Here is a 16,724-nt window from a genome sequence, read left to right as displayed (position 1 = left end):
ATTTTGAAGGGTTGGCACTTGGTGTCAACCCTTTCTTTTTACTGGTGCTGAAGAATACACAGCCTAAGTAACTAGGATTAAAAAAGGGCCTTGCGGCCCTTTTTGGTTTAGTGGTTAGTTGTGTCGTATACCTTCAGTAGGTCGTTTAGGATTGCGCTAGTGTCGGTAATAGAACTGCCTGAAATATAGTCACTATATTGTGATGTCGCTCCCTCTATAACAACTTTTTGGTTAGCCCCGTTGTCAGAGATCGTTAATTCCAAGTTATCACCATCAATAGACAAGCCGATTGCATTGCTGCCCAATAGACTAGCGATTGAATCATCCGCATCAGTATTAAGTAACTCAGAGATATCAATCTTGTCTTCACCTTTGGTAAAGTCTTTGATGGTATCGACTTCGCCATTGCGGACACCTGAGCCTTGGTCAACGAATTTGAAGATGTCTTCGCCTTCGCCACCTATCAGGATATCGCCACCGATACCTCCGATTAAAACATCATCCCCTTGGCCACCAGAGAGTAAGTCATCGCCTTGTCCACCACGAAGACCATCGTTACCTTCACCACCAAATAGCGAATCATCACCTTCACCGCCGTAAATTGCATCAATTCCTTCTTCACCATAGACAATGTCCTTGCCCTTACCCGCATGAGCGTAGTCAATATCATCAGATTTGCTATGTGGTACGTGCAGTTTCTCAGCGTTATTTGAGTCATAGATCTGGCTGTCGGCACCAATAACGAAGTTCTCTAAATTTTCTTCGGATTTGTCATTCTTGTTTGGTGATGTTCCCGCACTATCGCCCAAGAATATAACATCATCACCTATTCCTGATTCAACTAGGTCGCCTGAGCCACCAACATCTATGCGATCGGAGTTATTATTTCCACTAGTGTAATCTGGGGTTTTACCTTTTGTTACAACCCAATCTAATGTTTCACTCTCTGTACCTTGTTCGTGAGGTTTAACCGTAACTGTATCTACTTCGTCTGCATTAGTGTTTCTATCACCAGACAAGAAGATAGTTTCGCTATCCTGCCCGATTGATTGACTGCCATTACTTGTCTCTGTTGAGACTGCTGTCGCGGTTACTTCGAAGTCTAGGGTTCCATCGTAGTTAGCGGGAATATGAAGCTTCGCGTCTGAAATAGAACCAGAATGAGTTAGTTCGCTAATAGCGATGTTTAGTGTATAGGTCTTAATACCGTTAACAACGCTAGACGGTGTTTGAAGTACATTACCAATGAACAGATCAACGCCAACAGGAACCCCTGAAAGCTCAACACCCTTACTCGTTAATTGTTCACTACCATCTTTATCTTGAATGAACACGTCGATAGTTAATGGAACTAGACTTTCAGTGAGAACATTATTATCGCCAGTCTCATTGTTTAATTCAATAATCGCGTCGGCAAATACGACACGTTCAATATAGTAAAGATGGTCTCCGACTTTACCTTTAGTTTCCGTTTCGCTTAAGTCTACAACTTGGAAATAGCCACCACCTTTTTTATCATTCCACGTTATTTCAAAACGAGGTACACCGTTCTCATCGTAATAACTACCTTGGTAAATGACAGTATCTACTGCTTGAACTACCTCACCTTTTTCGTTCGTAAAGTAGTCATGATTCGGGTCATCTATGCCAAAGGCTTCATGGTCGACAGCCTCTCCAACCATTCCGTGGAAAGTCTCGTTTTGCCCACCACCAATGAACACATCTTCGCCTTTATAAGAACCTGTGTACGTATGTACATCAGCATCAGTTTGAGCTATGAAAATCGCATTGACACGGCCTTCGACATCGTCCTGACTTACTGAATGTTTATCTGAGTAGACTTTACCATTAAATATAGCTTCAAGTTCAGAATCAGATTTAGTTTTGATTGTTGTAGTATCAATTTCAGGTTTGACTGGTATTGTTACTGTTTGATGCACACTAATGTCGACAATCGGGGCATCGGAAACTGCAGCAATATCGACTGTCAAAGTGTGTTCTCCTGAAGTGATATCGCCATCTTTAGCCTTAAAGACGATTTCTGCGTAATCGCTTAGCTTGTTACCAACACCGTTGTCAGCAAAATCATCGTGTCCAGCTTGGTTTGCATCTGGTTTAAAGCCAATCACACCAGAAGTAAGTTGTTCTGACATAATTTCGTTTGCATCCAGTACCTGCCAGTTTGGCAGCTCGGCGGTTCCAATATTAATTACCAGATCGCCCAACACTGGTTTAGTCACGATGAGAACATCGCTGCCATGTTCGATACCAAAATCATTGAGTGACAAGGTTAATACGGTGTCTTCAAAACCATAAACCGATTTGCTCTCTGCATCTGGTGTTTGAATATCATCAACTGGGATAACCTTAACGGTAGTGTAAGCAGGGTCACTGGTGTTAACACCATCAGACACTGTAATAGTAACGGTACGGTCAACGGTACCTGGTTCGCTACTCGTGTTGTTAAACTGAACCTGTTTTAGAATCGCTTCAAACTCGGCTGGCGTAGCCCCACTATCAGAAGTTACGGTGATAGTAGTACCACGGTTATTAACCGTGAAGCCCGCAAAGGAGCCAGTAAGTAACAGCTCATCATTAATATGTTGTTGTGACAACTCGATCGTCATCGACACAATGGTGTTCTTATCGTCGATGATATCAACATCTTCATCTACAATGCCGACCGTTGCTCCACCTTCTGTAAAGGTGGTTTGGTAGTCATTGGTTGAGTCCTGTTTCACCACTTTAATCACTAAGTCATTAAAGTCGTTGTCATCATTACCCGTATGTTGATCGTCGATCTCTAGTAATAGATTACCGTTACCATCGCTGTTAACACGCAACTGACCAAGGGAATCGTTAGATGTGAAGATAGGCAGATCGTTTTCTTTTCCATCGATCACTAACTTACCTTTGTCTGTGATGTAAAGCTCTTTACCCTTGACTAAGTCTGCACCATTAGGAATCAAGAAATACTCAATATTTCCAATTGAGCTAACTGTTCCCGGAAGTACTGATCCATCTTGCGGTTCGTGCGAGTTTGATACCAATACATGTAGCTCTTTATTACCGGTTGTTCCATCAACTACGTAGTAACCAAAGACGTTCTTGTAGCTTGCGCTCTGACTAACGAACTCAAATCTGTAATCGCTGCCATCTAAATCGATTGTTGGTTTCTCGTTGTCCAGTATTGTCGCTGTACCTGTAACTACACCACCTACTTGATACTCTGTTTTTGCGTCCAGTCGGAACTGCTCACCATCATCACTGATATCATCAGGTTTAACCGCTACAACAACCTGGAATGCCTTTGTATTTGCAGGTAGCGCCTCAATAACAAACTTGCCATTACTGTCCACGCCAATTATTTGGTCTGGCTGACCAGAAACTTTTATGATCACTTGTGTCGCATCAAAGTCTTCCGGTTTACCCGCTGTTCCTTCACGCAGTGTCAGCTCGACTTTTGTTGTCGAAGTACTTTCACTTGATAACTCTACGTCGAATACTGCTTGAGGGCTTTGCGCTTCTTCATCGACTTGAGGATTAGAGATACTCTCTACGACAGGGCGATCATCATTACCAACTTGTGGACCTTGAGGACCATCTGGGTCTGTACCATCATCTAGGATAGTCGCTTCATCTGAAGCAGAATCATTCGATACATAACCTGACTCATCAGTGACAACCAGAGTAAAGTCTTCCGCGCCTTCAAATACAGAGTCGTCTTTTGTTGCTACTTCAACGAAGATCTCTGTCTCACCGTTAGGGATAGTAACAGTAGGTTTTCCATCCTTGATGACTATTTCAAGTTCAACACGTAGTGGTTCACCAGACAGCTGAGGTTCTAGATAGTAGGCAGTAAACAATTCGCTGATATCTTTAAAGTCAGCTTGTTCTGCAGATGTAGCATCACCATCAAGCGAAATGGCGAGCGATACATCGATATTTTCTGAAGATGGATTAGACAGACTTACCGAGAATACCGCTTTAGATCCTTCAGCTACATCTGCAACACTTTCAACAGTTAGAGTCGTTGAATCAACATTTTCAATAATACCAGTATCAGATACTCCACCAACGTTTAAGCTGTAGTTTTCATCAAGCTCATGAACACCATCAACAAGAGTTGGAATAAGAACTGCGAAATCTATCACGCCTACTGGAACAATCAGCTTACCGCTTTGCTCATCATAGGTAACACCGTTTGTAAAGCGAACCTTGCTTAGGTCGAGATCCTTCTCATTACCAGAATCTTTAGCATCATCGCTATCCTTGCCGAACGTAACATCTAGCTTAGTTTCGACAAGCGCACTCGAATCTAACGTTACTTTGAAACCGAGCTCATCGCCTTCCAATACTGAATCTGCTAGTAAGTCGACAGACGCAACATTCGAAGCAGTCGGCTGAGGGTTAACGATAACATTGACTGTAGCACTTGCGACTTCACCATTGTCATCAGTAATCTGGTATTTGAATGTTGTTTCGCCAACAAAGTCATCGCCAGTTAGATCGAAGTACACCACACCATCTTTGATGTAAGCATTACCTTCAGTCTCACCATATACGTAAGTGATACGTAGACTATCGCCGTCAGAGTCAAAGTCGTTATCAAGCAGTTCAGAGCCATTTATGCCAGCAAGTTGCGATGCTGGAATCGTAAGGATACCGCCTTGATTCACAGCATATGCGCCTTCGCTAGACGCTTTAAATCCCGTTAGGAAATAATCTGATGCGTCATTGTCATGCGTAGGTCTGTTAGAGTATTCCGTTGCTTCGAATACAACACTATCAAATGCGATCGGAGTGCCATCAGGTCCTTTTGGAACGATTTCATAAGTACCCTTACCATTACCCTCAGCAACGAATGTATCGCTGGCTACAGCAATCCCGTCAAGGTAAGCAACCCAACGACCTTGCTCATGGTTGTCTGTAAAGCCACCGTCATTACCTTCATTCTCAAACAAATTAGAAACAGAGAAGGTAAATTGAGTCGCTGGCTTGTCTAAGTTGATTTCAAACTTCTCAGAGATTTGTTCGTCACGGTCGTACTCTATCTGAGCACCAAGGCCACCTACTTGACCCGCAACGCCAATCTTAATGCCGTCGTGAGCGAAGGCTTTATCTTGACCATTAAAGCTGGCACTTAACGCTACACCCTCGTCTGTCCAAGGTGAGCTATTGTCATCGCTGTATTCGCCAAGTTTAACTTCAAAGCCTTGAGGATCATTATTTGCTTCCAAGCTACCGTTACTTTCATCGACAGTAACTGTCTTGGTTTCACTCATATTGCCGTCACTATCAACAGCACGGTAATCAAAGCTATCTGTCGCTTCAGTCTCTAGGTAGCGTAACTCCCAGTTACCATTACCATTAGTTCCTAGCTCAACACTTGTAATAATTGCGCCGTCAGGAAGCGAGGCACCTACCAAAGTACCACTAGTTAACTCACCGTTAGCTGGGATAGTAATCTCGTGGAATAGGTTGCTGTCGCCAGATGTCGATTTCTGGAATGTATACTCAACCCCTTCTGCTGGTCCACCTTCGTAGTGAACTACAATTCTGACTGAGGTTTCGTCGTTTGTGTCAAGTCCTTCATGGAACCAACCACCAACACCATCTAAACCGAGAGTGACGCTAGTCGCAGGGCGAGAACCAAAGTCAATCGAGATGGAATCATTTTTATCAATGCCTTTATCATTGTTGACGCCAATGCCGTAACCGACGTGATTCGCGCTTGGATCACCCATATGCTGGAATAGATCACCGTTTGAAGTAATAGTCACAACGTGACCATTACCCAAGTCTAGGGTTCTAACATTGCTATCTGATGTAGCGTCACCCCAGTTAAGGAACTCTTCGTTTGAAGCTCCTGCTTCAGAAAGCTCAGCATCTTTAACGCCAAGAATAAAGCCTTCAGAATCTGCATCTGGTTCGTAGTGAATAGAGTTTGCGTCAAAGTGTTTCTCGTTTGAGCCACCGAGTAAGTGCTCTTCCTCTACAGAGAAGAACTCATCGCCCTCTTTGTAGAACAACTGGCCATGGTCTGGTAGTTCAACAATAACTACTTTCGGGTCAACGCCTGCATCATCATCTTCAGCATCAGATATATGGTCTGTTGAAGTATCAGATGGATCAGTATTGATAGGCGTATCTGCTGTTTCAAAGACAACTTGCGTTTTACCGGTAGAATTTACCGGAGCAGTAAAGTGTTCGGCTGTAGGTGGGTTGTCAGTAGAATCAGTAATAATTCCTGTTGCTGTATCTACTTTATTCCCAGTGACAAGGTCACTCGTTGTTTCAGCTGTTAGGCCTACGACCTCATCACCTTCATAATCACCGTCATTAATTACTTTTACAAAGACTTGAGTAGAAGTTTCACCAGCAAGAATTACAAGATCACTAGCCTCAGCTTTAACAAATCCGCCGTTACCATCAGAAACATAGAACTCATAATCTACATAATCTATGCCTGCTTGTGCATCCTGTGTAGTCGAGACACCATCTATAGCGGCCGATAGTGCGAAACTTACGTCTTCAGCAACTCCGTTACTAATGGAGACATTAAAGCTCAAATACGCATCGTCTCCTTCTTCGACAGTATCACCGCCTTCAATTTGAAAACTTGCCTTGGTGTCTTCATCGACGTCAGGGTTACCAGTGCCTCGGTCATCAAAGATATAAACCGTATCCGATGCTTCTTGATCGGCTACGTTGTTGTCCGTTGTCGTCGCTGTTAGCTTGACGCCTTCCGTTGACTCGGTTTCCAGATCATCAATCACAGCAACGCGGACACGAACTGCATTACCACTTTCAGGGATCACAAGCGTGCCTGTGTAATTAACCCAGTCCTGACCATCGAAGTACTGAATCTGTGGGTTGTAGTCCTCACCAGACGTCGCATCACCACTCAAGGACAGTGATACATTCACTGCGCCCGCAGCTGGACCACTCAGTGATACATCGTACTCTAGGTACGCGTCGTCTGATTCCGTGACATTCGCAGCGCCTGTCACCACAAGATCTGGTGCATCTGCATCCACTTTAGTGCCATCTTCGCGCTTGACCAGATCGTCTTTGATGATACCCGTCGCGCTGGCTGACTGGTCGTTAACGTGGTTACTGTCCGTGGTTGCGGTCACGATAACCGTTTCACGGCCTTCCGTTTCATTGTCGTCCAGAACTTCAACTCGAACCTTCACCACACCTGAATCAGGTACTAGGAAACCGTCCGTCTCATCGTAATTCTGCCATTGACCGTTTGGAAGTTTGATTTGAATGCGACCCAAGTCCGCATCTGAAGCTGTACCTGTAATATCAAGCTTGGCCGCTACATCACCAAATGCGTCGCCACTCAGCGAGACTTCGTAGTTCAACCACGTTTCTTCGCCTTCAACCGCTTTGTCGCCGCCGCTCACTAGAAGATCTGGTGCATCTGCGTCCACTTTAGAGCCATCTTCGCGCTTGACCAGATCGTCTTCAATAGTTCCAGTATCCTTTGCAGAAGGCGACTCCAAGAATTCGCTATTACTCTGAGCAGTTAAAGTGACTGATTCTAGATCTTCAGTCTCCAGATCATCTTGAACCTGAACGTAGACTTTTAACTGAGTTTCACCCGACTTCAATATTAAGTCTTCAGAGGTTAAAGCTCGGAACTGACCTGGTCCAATTGCGATAAATAGATTATCTAAATAGTCACTTCCTTTAGTTGCTGTATCACTTAGCTCTCCCAGAGACAGATTTAGCTCGACATCTTCCGTCACTGCTTGATCTAAAGAAATAGTGAATTCTATATATGCGCTATCATCTTCCACTACAGTTTGGCCGGCGGTCACTGTCATCTCAGCCACAGGTAAGACGTCCACGTCAAACTTAATTGTGTCTGTACCACCGTTACCATCATCCACAGTAAGAATAAAACTATCGGTACCGTTGTATTCTTCGTTTGGTGTATAAGTCCAATTACCCTCACTATCAACAGTTACTTGACCGTTTTTAGGTTGTTCTGATACTAAGTAGGTTAAGTCATCACCATCAACGTCGGTAGCCTGAACCTTACCCGAAATTGGATCGTCCTCTTTAGTCACAACAGACTCTGAATCGCCAACTGGTACATCGTTCAAGTCAACAAAGACTGGAGCATCATTCACAGGAGTAACATCAATATTGACTACCAGCGTATCTGTACCACCATTGCCGTCATTGACAATGACAGTGAAGCTATCAGGGCCGTTATAATTCTCATTCGGCGTATAGGTCCAAGTGCCGTCTGGGTTTACGATAGCCGTACCATTTGCAGGCGCAGAAGACTGGGAGAAAGTTAGGATATCTTGGGCATTTTGGTCTGTAGCTGTCAGTGTTCCGCTGATAGGTGTATCTTCGTCTGTAACAACGGCAAGGCTATCACCTAGTGGGTCATTGTTTAGATCAACGAAAATAGGATTGAATAGACGGAATTGCTCTAGGAGTGCAAGGCTTTGTGTCTGAGAAAGACCTAACGATTCAAAACCTGAAGTATCGAAATTAGTCGAAGCAATCGTCTCGGCAGCATCACGCGCAACAGTTGTGGAAGCAGTTAGGCTCGAACCACTTTGACCACCAGCGGCCGTTGCAAAGTCTTCACCTAACTCAGTCGGGTCTTGGCCTTCTTCTAACGCAGCAAAGATATCTGCAATTTCTGCTGAGATATCTTGGTTCTCGCCGTTGTCGCCAACTAGGTTGACTTGTAGTTGTTGATCTTCAGCAAACTTAGGATTGCCCTGAACAATCACCTCACCGGGTTTTGGAAGCTCTCCCTCTACCAAAACTCGAACATTACCGTTTGCATCAATAACGATGATTTGGTTTGCTGCTAAATTGCCTACTGCTACGTAAGTACCAAAACCCATATTTTAAGCCCTTTATCCTTGACTAAATTCTTGCTTATGTCATTGCCGACAAAAATTTGGCAATGTTAAAAATTCATGCAGGTTATAAATTAACATCTTTAACTATTCGGCTAAACACATTTTTTGTATAAAAGCCTCAACAAACACGACACAAGTTGCATTTCTCAACATTGAGACCGTGAATTAAGATCACATTTTTAGCATCATAAAGTCTAAATGATGCCTCTTTAACCAATATGCACTCAATTTTTTAATCCTTGTCGATAATTAACAACTTAGCAACACAATAAATGCGTTTTTCATTAGTTTTCTGCTACTAAGAGTGTTATTTTATTGGCGCTATCGATGGATAAATCTCACAAACGAGACAAAAAAGTTGAGTATTATCCTCAATTACGAGCACTTCGAGGAGAGTCAGAGTGAATTGGAATAAGTTGAAAGTACTAAGTTGCGCGGTTGCACTTAGCTTTCCAGCACATAGTCAAACATTAGAGCAAGCAGTTGCCTACACTATTACTACTAATCCTGAAATTAAAGCATCATACAATGAGTTTATGAGTAAGTTTTATGACTCAGAAGCATCAACTGGCGCTTACATGCCTAAATTGGATTTAGATGCAGGTATTGGTTATGAAGCGGTTGACTTGGCATCAGGAACCGAAAATGAATTGACCCGTAAAGAAGCGACTTTGACGCTGACACAGTTGTTATGGGATGGTTCTGCTACTCTTAACGACATGGATAGAACTGCTGCAGACGCCGAGTCTGTTCGATTCCAACTTCTTTCCGACGCCCAAGATATCGCTCTTCAAGTGACTAAGATTTACTTGGACGCGACAAAAGCATATGAAGTGTTAGCTCTTTCTGAAAGTAATCTGGCTGTACACAAAGAGATTTATCGTGACATCAGCAAGCGTGTTGATTCAGGAATAGGTTCAACAGCGGATTTATCACAAGTAGAAGCACGTTTAGCTAAAGCGCACGGCAACTTGCTCGCTGCGCAAAACAACCTGTTTGATGTCCACACTCAATTCAAGCGTATCGTTGGTCAAGCACCACAAGGGTTAATCTTCCCTCGTGCCGATCAAACCGCAATCCCTTTCACGGTGGATGAAGCTTTAGACACCGCATTTAACTCACATCCAGTGATCAAGATAGCTCAAGCTGATGTCGATTCTGCTCGATTCCAATACGACCAAACTAAAGGCGTTAACTACCCAACACTGTCAATCGAAGCCAACCAAACTTGGCGCGATGATGCCGGCGGCATTGAGGGTGGCAGCGACGAATTCTCTGCAATGCTACGTATGCGCTATAACCTATACAACGGTGGCTCTGATGCAGACCGTTCAGAGAGCGCAGCATATCAGTTGAATAAAGCGAAAGATTTCCGAGATCGTACATTCCGCACTGTTGAAGAAGGTTTGCGTCTATCATGGAGTGCTCTTGATCTAACCGTTCAGCAAAAAGAGTTTCTTGCTGACCACGTAGACTCGGCATCTGACACCGTTATTGCGTACCAAAAGCAGTACAAGCTCGGCAAACGTACCCTACTTGACTTGCTCAACACTGAGAACGAGTTGTTCGAGGCTCGCAAAGGTTACCTAGATGCTAAGTATGACGAGCAGTACGCTAAGTACCGTGTTATGAATGCAACGGGCAACTTGATGGCGGCACTACGTGTGGATACACCTGAAGAGTGGAATAAGAAGGTAGAATACTAAGATGAAAAAAACAGTACTTTCAGCGCTTGTCACTGCAACGATTTTTGCAGCGCCACTCAAAGCCGAAGACACGTACGAGTATCGCGCAACTCCGACTCCGAATCAGCTAGCAGACTTGCTGGACGAAGATGGGGATGGTGTGATTAATGCGCGCGATTTATGTCCTCAAACTCCGGCTAAAGCCGATATCGATAACGATGGATGTGGTACTTACATCAAAACAGAAGAACAGCTAAATCTGCATATTCTGTTTGCTAACGATTCGGATCAGATTCAACCCGCTTTCTTAGCTCAGATTCGTGAGATGTCTGCCTTCCTTGAATCTTACCCGTCAACGTCGATCGAACTTCGTGGCTATGCAAGTAAAGTAGGTAAAGCGGAATACAACATGGCTCTATCTGAGCGTCGTGCACAAGCAGTAGAAAAGGCATTGCTTGAAAACGGTGTTGCTCCAGACCGTGTCCGCATTATAGGTTTCGGTGACACAGATCTTGAAGCATTAGGCACAGACGAAATCAGTCATGCGAAAAACCGCAAGGTAGTGGCAACGGTTGTCGGCCACAAAGGTAATGTTAAAGAAGAGTGGTCAATCTTCACAAAGATTGAGAAATAACCATTTGTTTTTGATTAAGGGAGCTTCGGCTCCCTTTTTTATTTTGCTTTTGGGTGATGAGTGTTACCCTAGCAGCAATTAAACGTATGAGATAAAACCAATGAGCAAATTAACTTCTGATATTCAAGCAAACCTTGAGCTATTCGTTTCAGAAACTAAGCAATCTAAGCTAGTTTGGGGCATGCGAAATGAAGAAGGCTGGCTGTCTTGTGACTCTACTGAATTTGAAAACAGTGAAGTAATGCCATTCTGGTCAAATAAAGAAGATGCACAAGCGCACAATGTTGAAGAGTGGGCAGACTTCGAAGTGCTAGAAATCCCACTGGATATTTTCGTTGAAGATTGGTTGCTAACTCTTGCTGAAGATGGTGTTCTAGTTGGTACTAACTGGAATGCTCAACTTGAAGGTAAAGAGATGGAGCCATCAGATCTCGCGAAGATGTACCTAGACTAATGACCAAAAGCGTCCCTCGGGACGCTTTTTTGTTCTTATTGCTTGGCCACTAAGGCTGCCATCACCGCTTCGCGGTTGTCCAAATAGTCATTTAGACCGACTTTTCTCAGTTCGCATGATGGGCAATCTCCGCATCCGTCACCAATAATCCCGTTGTAGCAAGTCAGGGTTTTCTCACGTACAAGTTGCAGAGCGTCATATTGATCCGCCAATGCCCAAGTCTCGGCCTTATTCAGCCACATCAATGGGGTCGCAATCTCTAGTTGGTAGTCCATACCCTGAGCTAATGCGTTGTTCATCGCTTTAACGAAATCATTACGACAATCTGGGTAGCCAGAAAAATCCGTTTCACATACACCAGTAATCACTGTTTTCGCACCAATCTGATAAGCATAGATACCCGCTAGGGTTAAAAACAGGATATTGCGACCAGGTACAAACGAATTTGGTAGGCCATTCTCTTGCAGTTCATGAGAAACCGCAATGTCATCACGAGTGAGGGAACTAATTGCCAGTTCATTCAATAGGCTGACATCCATCACCTTATGTGCCTTAACACCCAACTCTTTTGCTAAGTTTTGTGCCACTTCGATTTCTAACTTATGACGCTGACCATAATCAAAAGTAATCGCGTGAACTTCATCAAACTGTTTAAGCGCTTGGACAAGACATGTGGTTGAGTCTTGACCACCACTGAATACTACAACGGCTTTGTTCATGTTTGTTTCCTTTAAGCAATGCTGAGGTATTTGTGAGTTTGGATCGACAGACGCCAATTTCTAGCGATACAGACATCAATACACAGCTCGGTTGCACGTGGTTTTTGACTGATTGGCTGAAGAGCAATGGTAGTCGACTTTGGCACTTGAGCGCGTTCTAGCAAAGCATCCAACTGATCGATGTCTTTCTCTGTTGCTACTGGGTGTTTAATCTCATTCGCTCGCAATAATGCACTGTCTAACACTGGCAGTTTGCCTTTCATAGCCACTTTCGGTGACACTGTCACCCATGTATTTTCGCTAGCTACAACGTCATAAGTTCCGCTGGTTTCTATCTGACATTGGCAACCCATGGCTTCAAACGCAGCCGTTAGAGGACGAAGATCGTAAATACAAGGTTCACCGCCAGTAATCACAATATGTCGAGCGGTGTAGCCTTGCTTGTTGTACTCATTAACAATGTCTTGTGCTGATACACTACACCAAGTCGGAGAGTCCTCTTTCTTGGTTAGGATTTCTTCAAGCGAGCATTCGTCTTGCGGGGTCGCATCCCAAGTTTGCTTAGTATCACACCAAGCACAACCCACTGGACACTCTTGCAATCTGACAAATACCGAAGGTACGCCCGTAAAGACCCCTTCTCCCTGAATGGTTTGAAACATTTCGTTAATCTTATACAACTTAAACTCAGCCTAAATCATCATCAAAAGTTTGCAGGAACGAGACCTTAAAGGACTCCAAGTTGAAGGTCAACTAATTCATAAATTGATCATTCGAATCTCAGCCATTATGCTGGGCTCTTTTGCGTCGTCTACGCTCTATTTTAAGGTAAGTTATGTATAAATTGATTGCTCTTGATATGGATGGCACTTTGCTCACCAGCGAAAAGACCATTAGCGAGAGAACAAAACGTGCGATTGCCGAAGCACGTCAACGTGGTGTAAAGGTGGTTCTTGCCTCTGGTCGTCCTCTGGACGGCATGCAAGCGAAGCTAACGGAGCTCAACATTGAAGGTGACAATGAGTTCGTTGTTTACTTCAATGGCTCAATGGTGAAAGAACTGGGCACCAACAAACTGATTCACACTGCCATCATTGATGGTAAGCGCGCGAAACAAGTTGCAGCACTGGCGCTACAACTAGGTGCTTACTGTCATGCCTTTAGTGCAGAGCTAGGGCTTATCACCCCAAAGCACAATGAATTCACTCAAATTGAATCCACTATTAACCAAATTCCAGTAACCGAAATGGACTTTGAACAACTTGATGACAACCACGCTATCATCAAGGCCATGATTGTTGCCGAGCCAGAAACCCTGACCAAACTGGTTGATCAGATCCCACCATCGGTGCGAGAGGAATTTACCATTGTTCAAAGTGCGCCTTTTTTCCTAGAGTTTCTGAGTCTCGACAGTAATAAAGGCGTTGGTGTCAAAACCATTGCAGATTATCTAGGCATTAAGGCTGACGAGGTGATTTGCATGGGTGATGCTGAAAATGATCACCACATGCTCGAATATGCTGGGCTTGGGGTTGCGATGGAAAACGCGATGGAACAGACCAAAGCCATCGCCAACTATATTACGTCGAGCAACAATGACGACGGAGTTGCAAAAGCTATTGAGCAATTCATTTTGAACAAATAAGCCCTAATGCACAAAGGCAGCGTTACGCTGCCTTTGCTTTTGCTCTGATAAGTATTGCGAACACAATCAGCAATAACGGGTATCTAAGTGTTTCGACAATCAGCGAATAGAGGCCGCTTGAGGACACAAAGGTCGCAGCATAACTGACCAACAAATAGGTTATGACCATAGCAAACATAGCAATCACCGTATCCTTGCCATTCGCCTTTTTCTGCTCTGTACGCTGGGTTGAAACCAAACCGAACACCGTCACTATTATTGCTAACCAATAAGTAAATACAGGTATTGGCCAAAAGATGGTGAGTAGTGTCGCGGTAAAAACCAGCATACCCCAAACCAGCTTAGATGAGAGTAATACCATCGCATCCACTTCGGTTCGGTTTTGTAGTCTAATGATATGCCATGCACATAAAGCACCTAATAACGCGCCACTAATACTGTCAATCATGAAAGCAGCACCACTGTAAAACTTGGCAATAGCGAGCCAACTCACGGCAATCAGAAGCATGATTGACCAACGATTAAGATACAGTTTTTTCAGTGCATCAAGAACCAACACACCCACACAAAGCCAAACGGCTATTGGTAAACTCGGTAAGCCAAATCCATAACTTGATGCCAACTCTACAGCAGGCAGATACACATGCGGCCGCGGAAGTGCAAACCCCTGTTGAGCAACAAGGCTAAGTAGTGATGTTACGGTAACGGCAAAGAACGCTCGATAACAAAACTCCTTACCAAATCGCCAATAAAGTAGAGGAAATAACCCCAATAGAATTAGCGGATTGGCAAGATAATTACCCGCGAGCAACATTAGGTCTAAAACCGTATAAATATACTCAGGCATCTTGAGCAAAGAATGTTGCAATTGCACCATCCAACCGAGTTCTAACTGATTGAAAAATGGCGCCGCCTCGACGAGATTGCCCACGTAAAGTACGCCCTGATCGGTGGCATTTGGCAAAGCATCAATCAACCACTGAAGTTGATCTGGAAAACGATAGTCTCCCTTAGGCACCAGTTGTGGATCGACTAACATTGCAGACGATATCTCAATACCATAATGTGGAGCAAACCAAATGGGTAACTCGTTTCCATCGAGAAGATTGTTGTATTGGAAAGCGACAATATCTGAGTCCGCAACACAATCATAAAACGCAGCGTTATCACTCCGACCTAATTCATTGCCTACAGAAACCACCAGCCCAGTCTCTTCCCACGCTTCGCGTTGCGCTGCCAGCTTTGGATCTTCACCACTGGCGATGGTGCCTGCTGGCAGTGAAAGCTTGCTGGTAATAATTTCATTGACCATCACCACTTTCTCGCCTGAGCGAATAACGCACACCGCGCCCTTTAAATTTGATGAGTCTGACTCAGCCACAGAGGAAAGAGAAAAGAAGGCTGAGATCAGACATATAAAGGTGCTAACTATATTAGAATAAAAACTCATGATGCTGGCTTGTGTTTCCCGACTGACTTACGTAACCAATGAATATGATGTTCAAAACCGAACTGCTGATAGAATTCGACCGCTGAAGCATTAAATTGCCACACTTCAACACAAACTTCCTGTACACCGTACTCAACAAAGCGTTGTTCTATTTTTTGGCAAAGTTGATTCGCCACACCTTGTCCACGATATTCAGGGCAGATAAATAGCTCATCGATGCTCCCCATTTGGATCGGCTTACTAACTGTAGAAATGAGTTCACAAAAATGCCCTGTGATAAAGCCTATGATGGCGTTAGCCTGACATGCCACAAAAACAAGACATTCAGGATCGTCTAGATAGCGAGCAATGCTTTTTTCTTGCTCTATCTCTTCTGCTGTTTTGAAGTAGTTAGGGCATTGACGATGGTGCTCATCATGAAGCTGATACATCAGTTCATTAAGCTGTTCGAGATCGTTTTCGCCTGCAGAACGAATTGACACTGGGTGCATAAATATTTTTGCGTTGCATATAAAGTGACAGTGTGGCGGTTTAGTCAAATTTTTTCAACAAAAAAGCCCCTTTGTATGAGGTAACTCCTATCAGTTAAGCAAATGATCAGTTGAACGATCCTGTGGTTGGGGCCGACTTGTCTAATCTCACTCATGATGGGTCATTCCCCCTCATCCGTTAGCAACAGCTCGACTGCCGCTCGATTGAGCGGCAGTGCGGATAAACTGTCGTGAAAAACGTCTAATGCCAATTGCATCGCTTACCTGTCCACTCATGGACTTGTTCCGGCCATTTATGTCTCAGGGGGTTGCACCAGAGCGAAAAAAGAGCAGGTCGAAACACAAATACAATCGGTAGAACTAAGATAAAGCGAATTAAGGCGACAAAGTTGCTATACCCTTGTTCTCTTGCTTTATCCGTGTTAACTCCCCCTATTCGAGGCTCTTTACTGATTTCATACCATAGTGGTTGTTCATCAGCCATATAGCGGCGAACGTATTCCCAATAGCCATCTTTTAATCGGCCATAACCCATATGGGTTTTAGCGACTATCACAGATATTTCACATTCTTGCCACGGAATGCGATAGAGCACTTTATTGTGCCATACGTAAACCTCTTGGTTTTTTTTATGAAAGCGTACCGGCATGGCGATGGGCTTAAATAAACTTAAGCTCATGTAAAAATCCACCTGCATAGCAGGTGGCTTTGAAAGGCCCCTAAAAGGGGGCTCACTGTTAGTT

At 44.0% G+C, this 16,724-nt stretch carries 10 protein-coding genes; 4 read left to right on the top strand and 6 right to left on the bottom strand.

The window, feature by feature from the left end:
* Positions 1–107 precede the first annotated feature (107 nt).
* Positions 108–8,885 carry an Ig-like domain-containing protein gene (locus tag QTN94_RS00050; RefSeq protein WP_331426483.1) on the bottom strand — a complete coding sequence of 2,926 codons (8,778 nt, stop codon included), beginning with the start codon at positions 8,883–8,885 and terminating at the stop codon, positions 108–110.
* Positions 8,886–9,304: 419 nt separating this feature from the next.
* Between QTN94_RS00050 and QTN94_RS00045 the strand changes: the two genes are divergently transcribed.
* From QTN94_RS00045 to QTN94_RS00035, 3 genes are all read left to right on the top strand, one after another.
* A complete protein-coding gene (locus QTN94_RS00045; protein ID WP_331418616.1) occupies positions 9,305–10,609 on the top strand; it encodes a TolC family outer membrane protein in 1,305 nt (434 codons plus the stop codon).
* Between the two features lies 1 nt (position 10,610).
* Positions 10,611–11,222 (top strand): OmpA family protein, encoded by a 612-nt coding sequence (locus QTN94_RS00040; protein WP_331426482.1) that lies wholly within the window; start codon positions 10,611–10,613, stop codon positions 11,220–11,222.
* A gap of 100 nt (positions 11,223–11,322) precedes the next feature.
* Entirely contained in the window at positions 11,323–11,676 is a 354-nt protein-coding gene (locus tag QTN94_RS00035; protein ID WP_138972336.1) for a DUF2750 domain-containing protein, read from the top strand.
* Positions 11,677–11,711: 35 nt separating this feature from the next.
* Here QTN94_RS00035 and queC read toward each other — a convergent pair whose 3' ends face one another.
* Together queC and queE are read right to left on the bottom strand one after the other, a co-directional pair.
* On the bottom strand, positions 11,712–12,395 hold the full coding sequence (gene queC, locus QTN94_RS00030) for a 7-cyano-7-deazaguanine synthase QueC (RefSeq protein WP_331426481.1): 684 nt from the start codon (positions 12,393–12,395) through the stop codon (positions 11,712–11,714).
* Between the two features lie 11 nt (positions 12,396–12,406).
* Positions 12,407–13,075, bottom strand: a complete 669-nt coding sequence (queE, locus tag QTN94_RS00025; protein ID WP_240800915.1) for a 7-carboxy-7-deazaguanine synthase QueE — start codon at positions 13,073–13,075, stop codon at positions 12,407–12,409.
* Positions 13,076–13,230: 155 nt separating this feature from the next.
* On the opposite strand from queE, the gene QTN94_RS00020 reads away from it, so the two are divergent.
* Positions 13,231–14,040, top strand: a complete 810-nt coding sequence (locus QTN94_RS00020) for a Cof-type HAD-IIB family hydrolase (RefSeq protein WP_331426480.1) — start codon at positions 13,231–13,233, stop codon at positions 14,038–14,040.
* Between the two features lie 22 nt (positions 14,041–14,062).
* Here QTN94_RS00020 and QTN94_RS00015 read toward each other — a convergent pair whose 3' ends face one another.
* From QTN94_RS00015 to QTN94_RS00005, 3 genes are all read right to left on the bottom strand, one after another.
* On the bottom strand, positions 14,063–15,490 hold the full coding sequence (locus QTN94_RS00015) for an NUDIX domain-containing protein (protein ID WP_331426479.1): 1,428 nt from the start codon (positions 15,488–15,490) through the stop codon (positions 14,063–14,065).
* Positions 15,487–15,981: a GNAT family N-acetyltransferase gene (locus QTN94_RS00010; protein ID WP_331426478.1), complete on the bottom strand. Its 495-nt coding sequence runs from the start codon at positions 15,979–15,981 to the stop codon at positions 15,487–15,489. Before QTN94_RS00010 ends, QTN94_RS00015 begins: the two co-directional genes overlap by 4 nt.
* Positions 15,982–16,222: 241 nt before the next feature.
* Positions 16,223–16,660, bottom strand: coding sequence for a hypothetical protein (locus QTN94_RS00005; RefSeq protein ID WP_331426477.1), 438 nt, complete (start codon positions 16,658–16,660; stop codon positions 16,223–16,225).
* Between the last annotated feature and the right edge of the window lie 64 nt (positions 16,661–16,724).

It is taken from the genome of Vibrio sp. M250220, assembly GCF_036533795.1.
Classification (GTDB): Bacteria; Pseudomonadota; Gammaproteobacteria; order Enterobacterales; family Vibrionaceae; genus Vibrio.
Note: the sequence above shows the minus strand (reverse complement) of the source record. Positions and strands in the feature narration are given on the sequence as shown.

Excerpts from the sequence above, each read along its gene's own strand:
- QTN94_RS00035 (WP_138972336.1), top strand. The coding sequence starts at position 11,323 with ATGAGCAAATTAACTTCTGATATTCAAGCAAACCTTGAGCTATTCGTT.
- QTN94_RS00010 (WP_331426478.1), bottom strand. The coding sequence starts at position 15,981 with ATGCACCCAGTGTCAATTCGTTCTGCAGGCGAAAACGATCTCGAACAG.
- QTN94_RS00040 (WP_331426482.1), top strand. The coding sequence starts at position 10,611 with ATGAAAAAAACAGTACTTTCAGCGCTTGTCACTGCAACGATTTTTGCA.
- QTN94_RS00005 (WP_331426477.1), bottom strand. The coding sequence starts at position 16,660 with ATGAGCTTAAGTTTATTTAAGCCCATCGCCATGCCGGTACGCTTTCAT.
- queC (WP_331426481.1), bottom strand. The coding sequence starts at position 12,395 with ATGAACAAAGCCGTTGTAGTATTCAGTGGTGGTCAAGACTCAACCACA.
- QTN94_RS00020 (WP_331426480.1), top strand. The coding sequence starts at position 13,231 with ATGTATAAATTGATTGCTCTTGATATGGATGGCACTTTGCTCACCAGC.
- QTN94_RS00050 (WP_331426483.1), bottom strand. The coding sequence starts at position 8,885 with ATGGGTTTTGGTACTTACGTAGCAGTAGGCAATTTAGCAGCAAACCAA.
- QTN94_RS00015 (WP_331426479.1), bottom strand. The coding sequence starts at position 15,490 with ATGAGTTTTTATTCTAATATAGTTAGCACCTTTATATGTCTGATCTCA.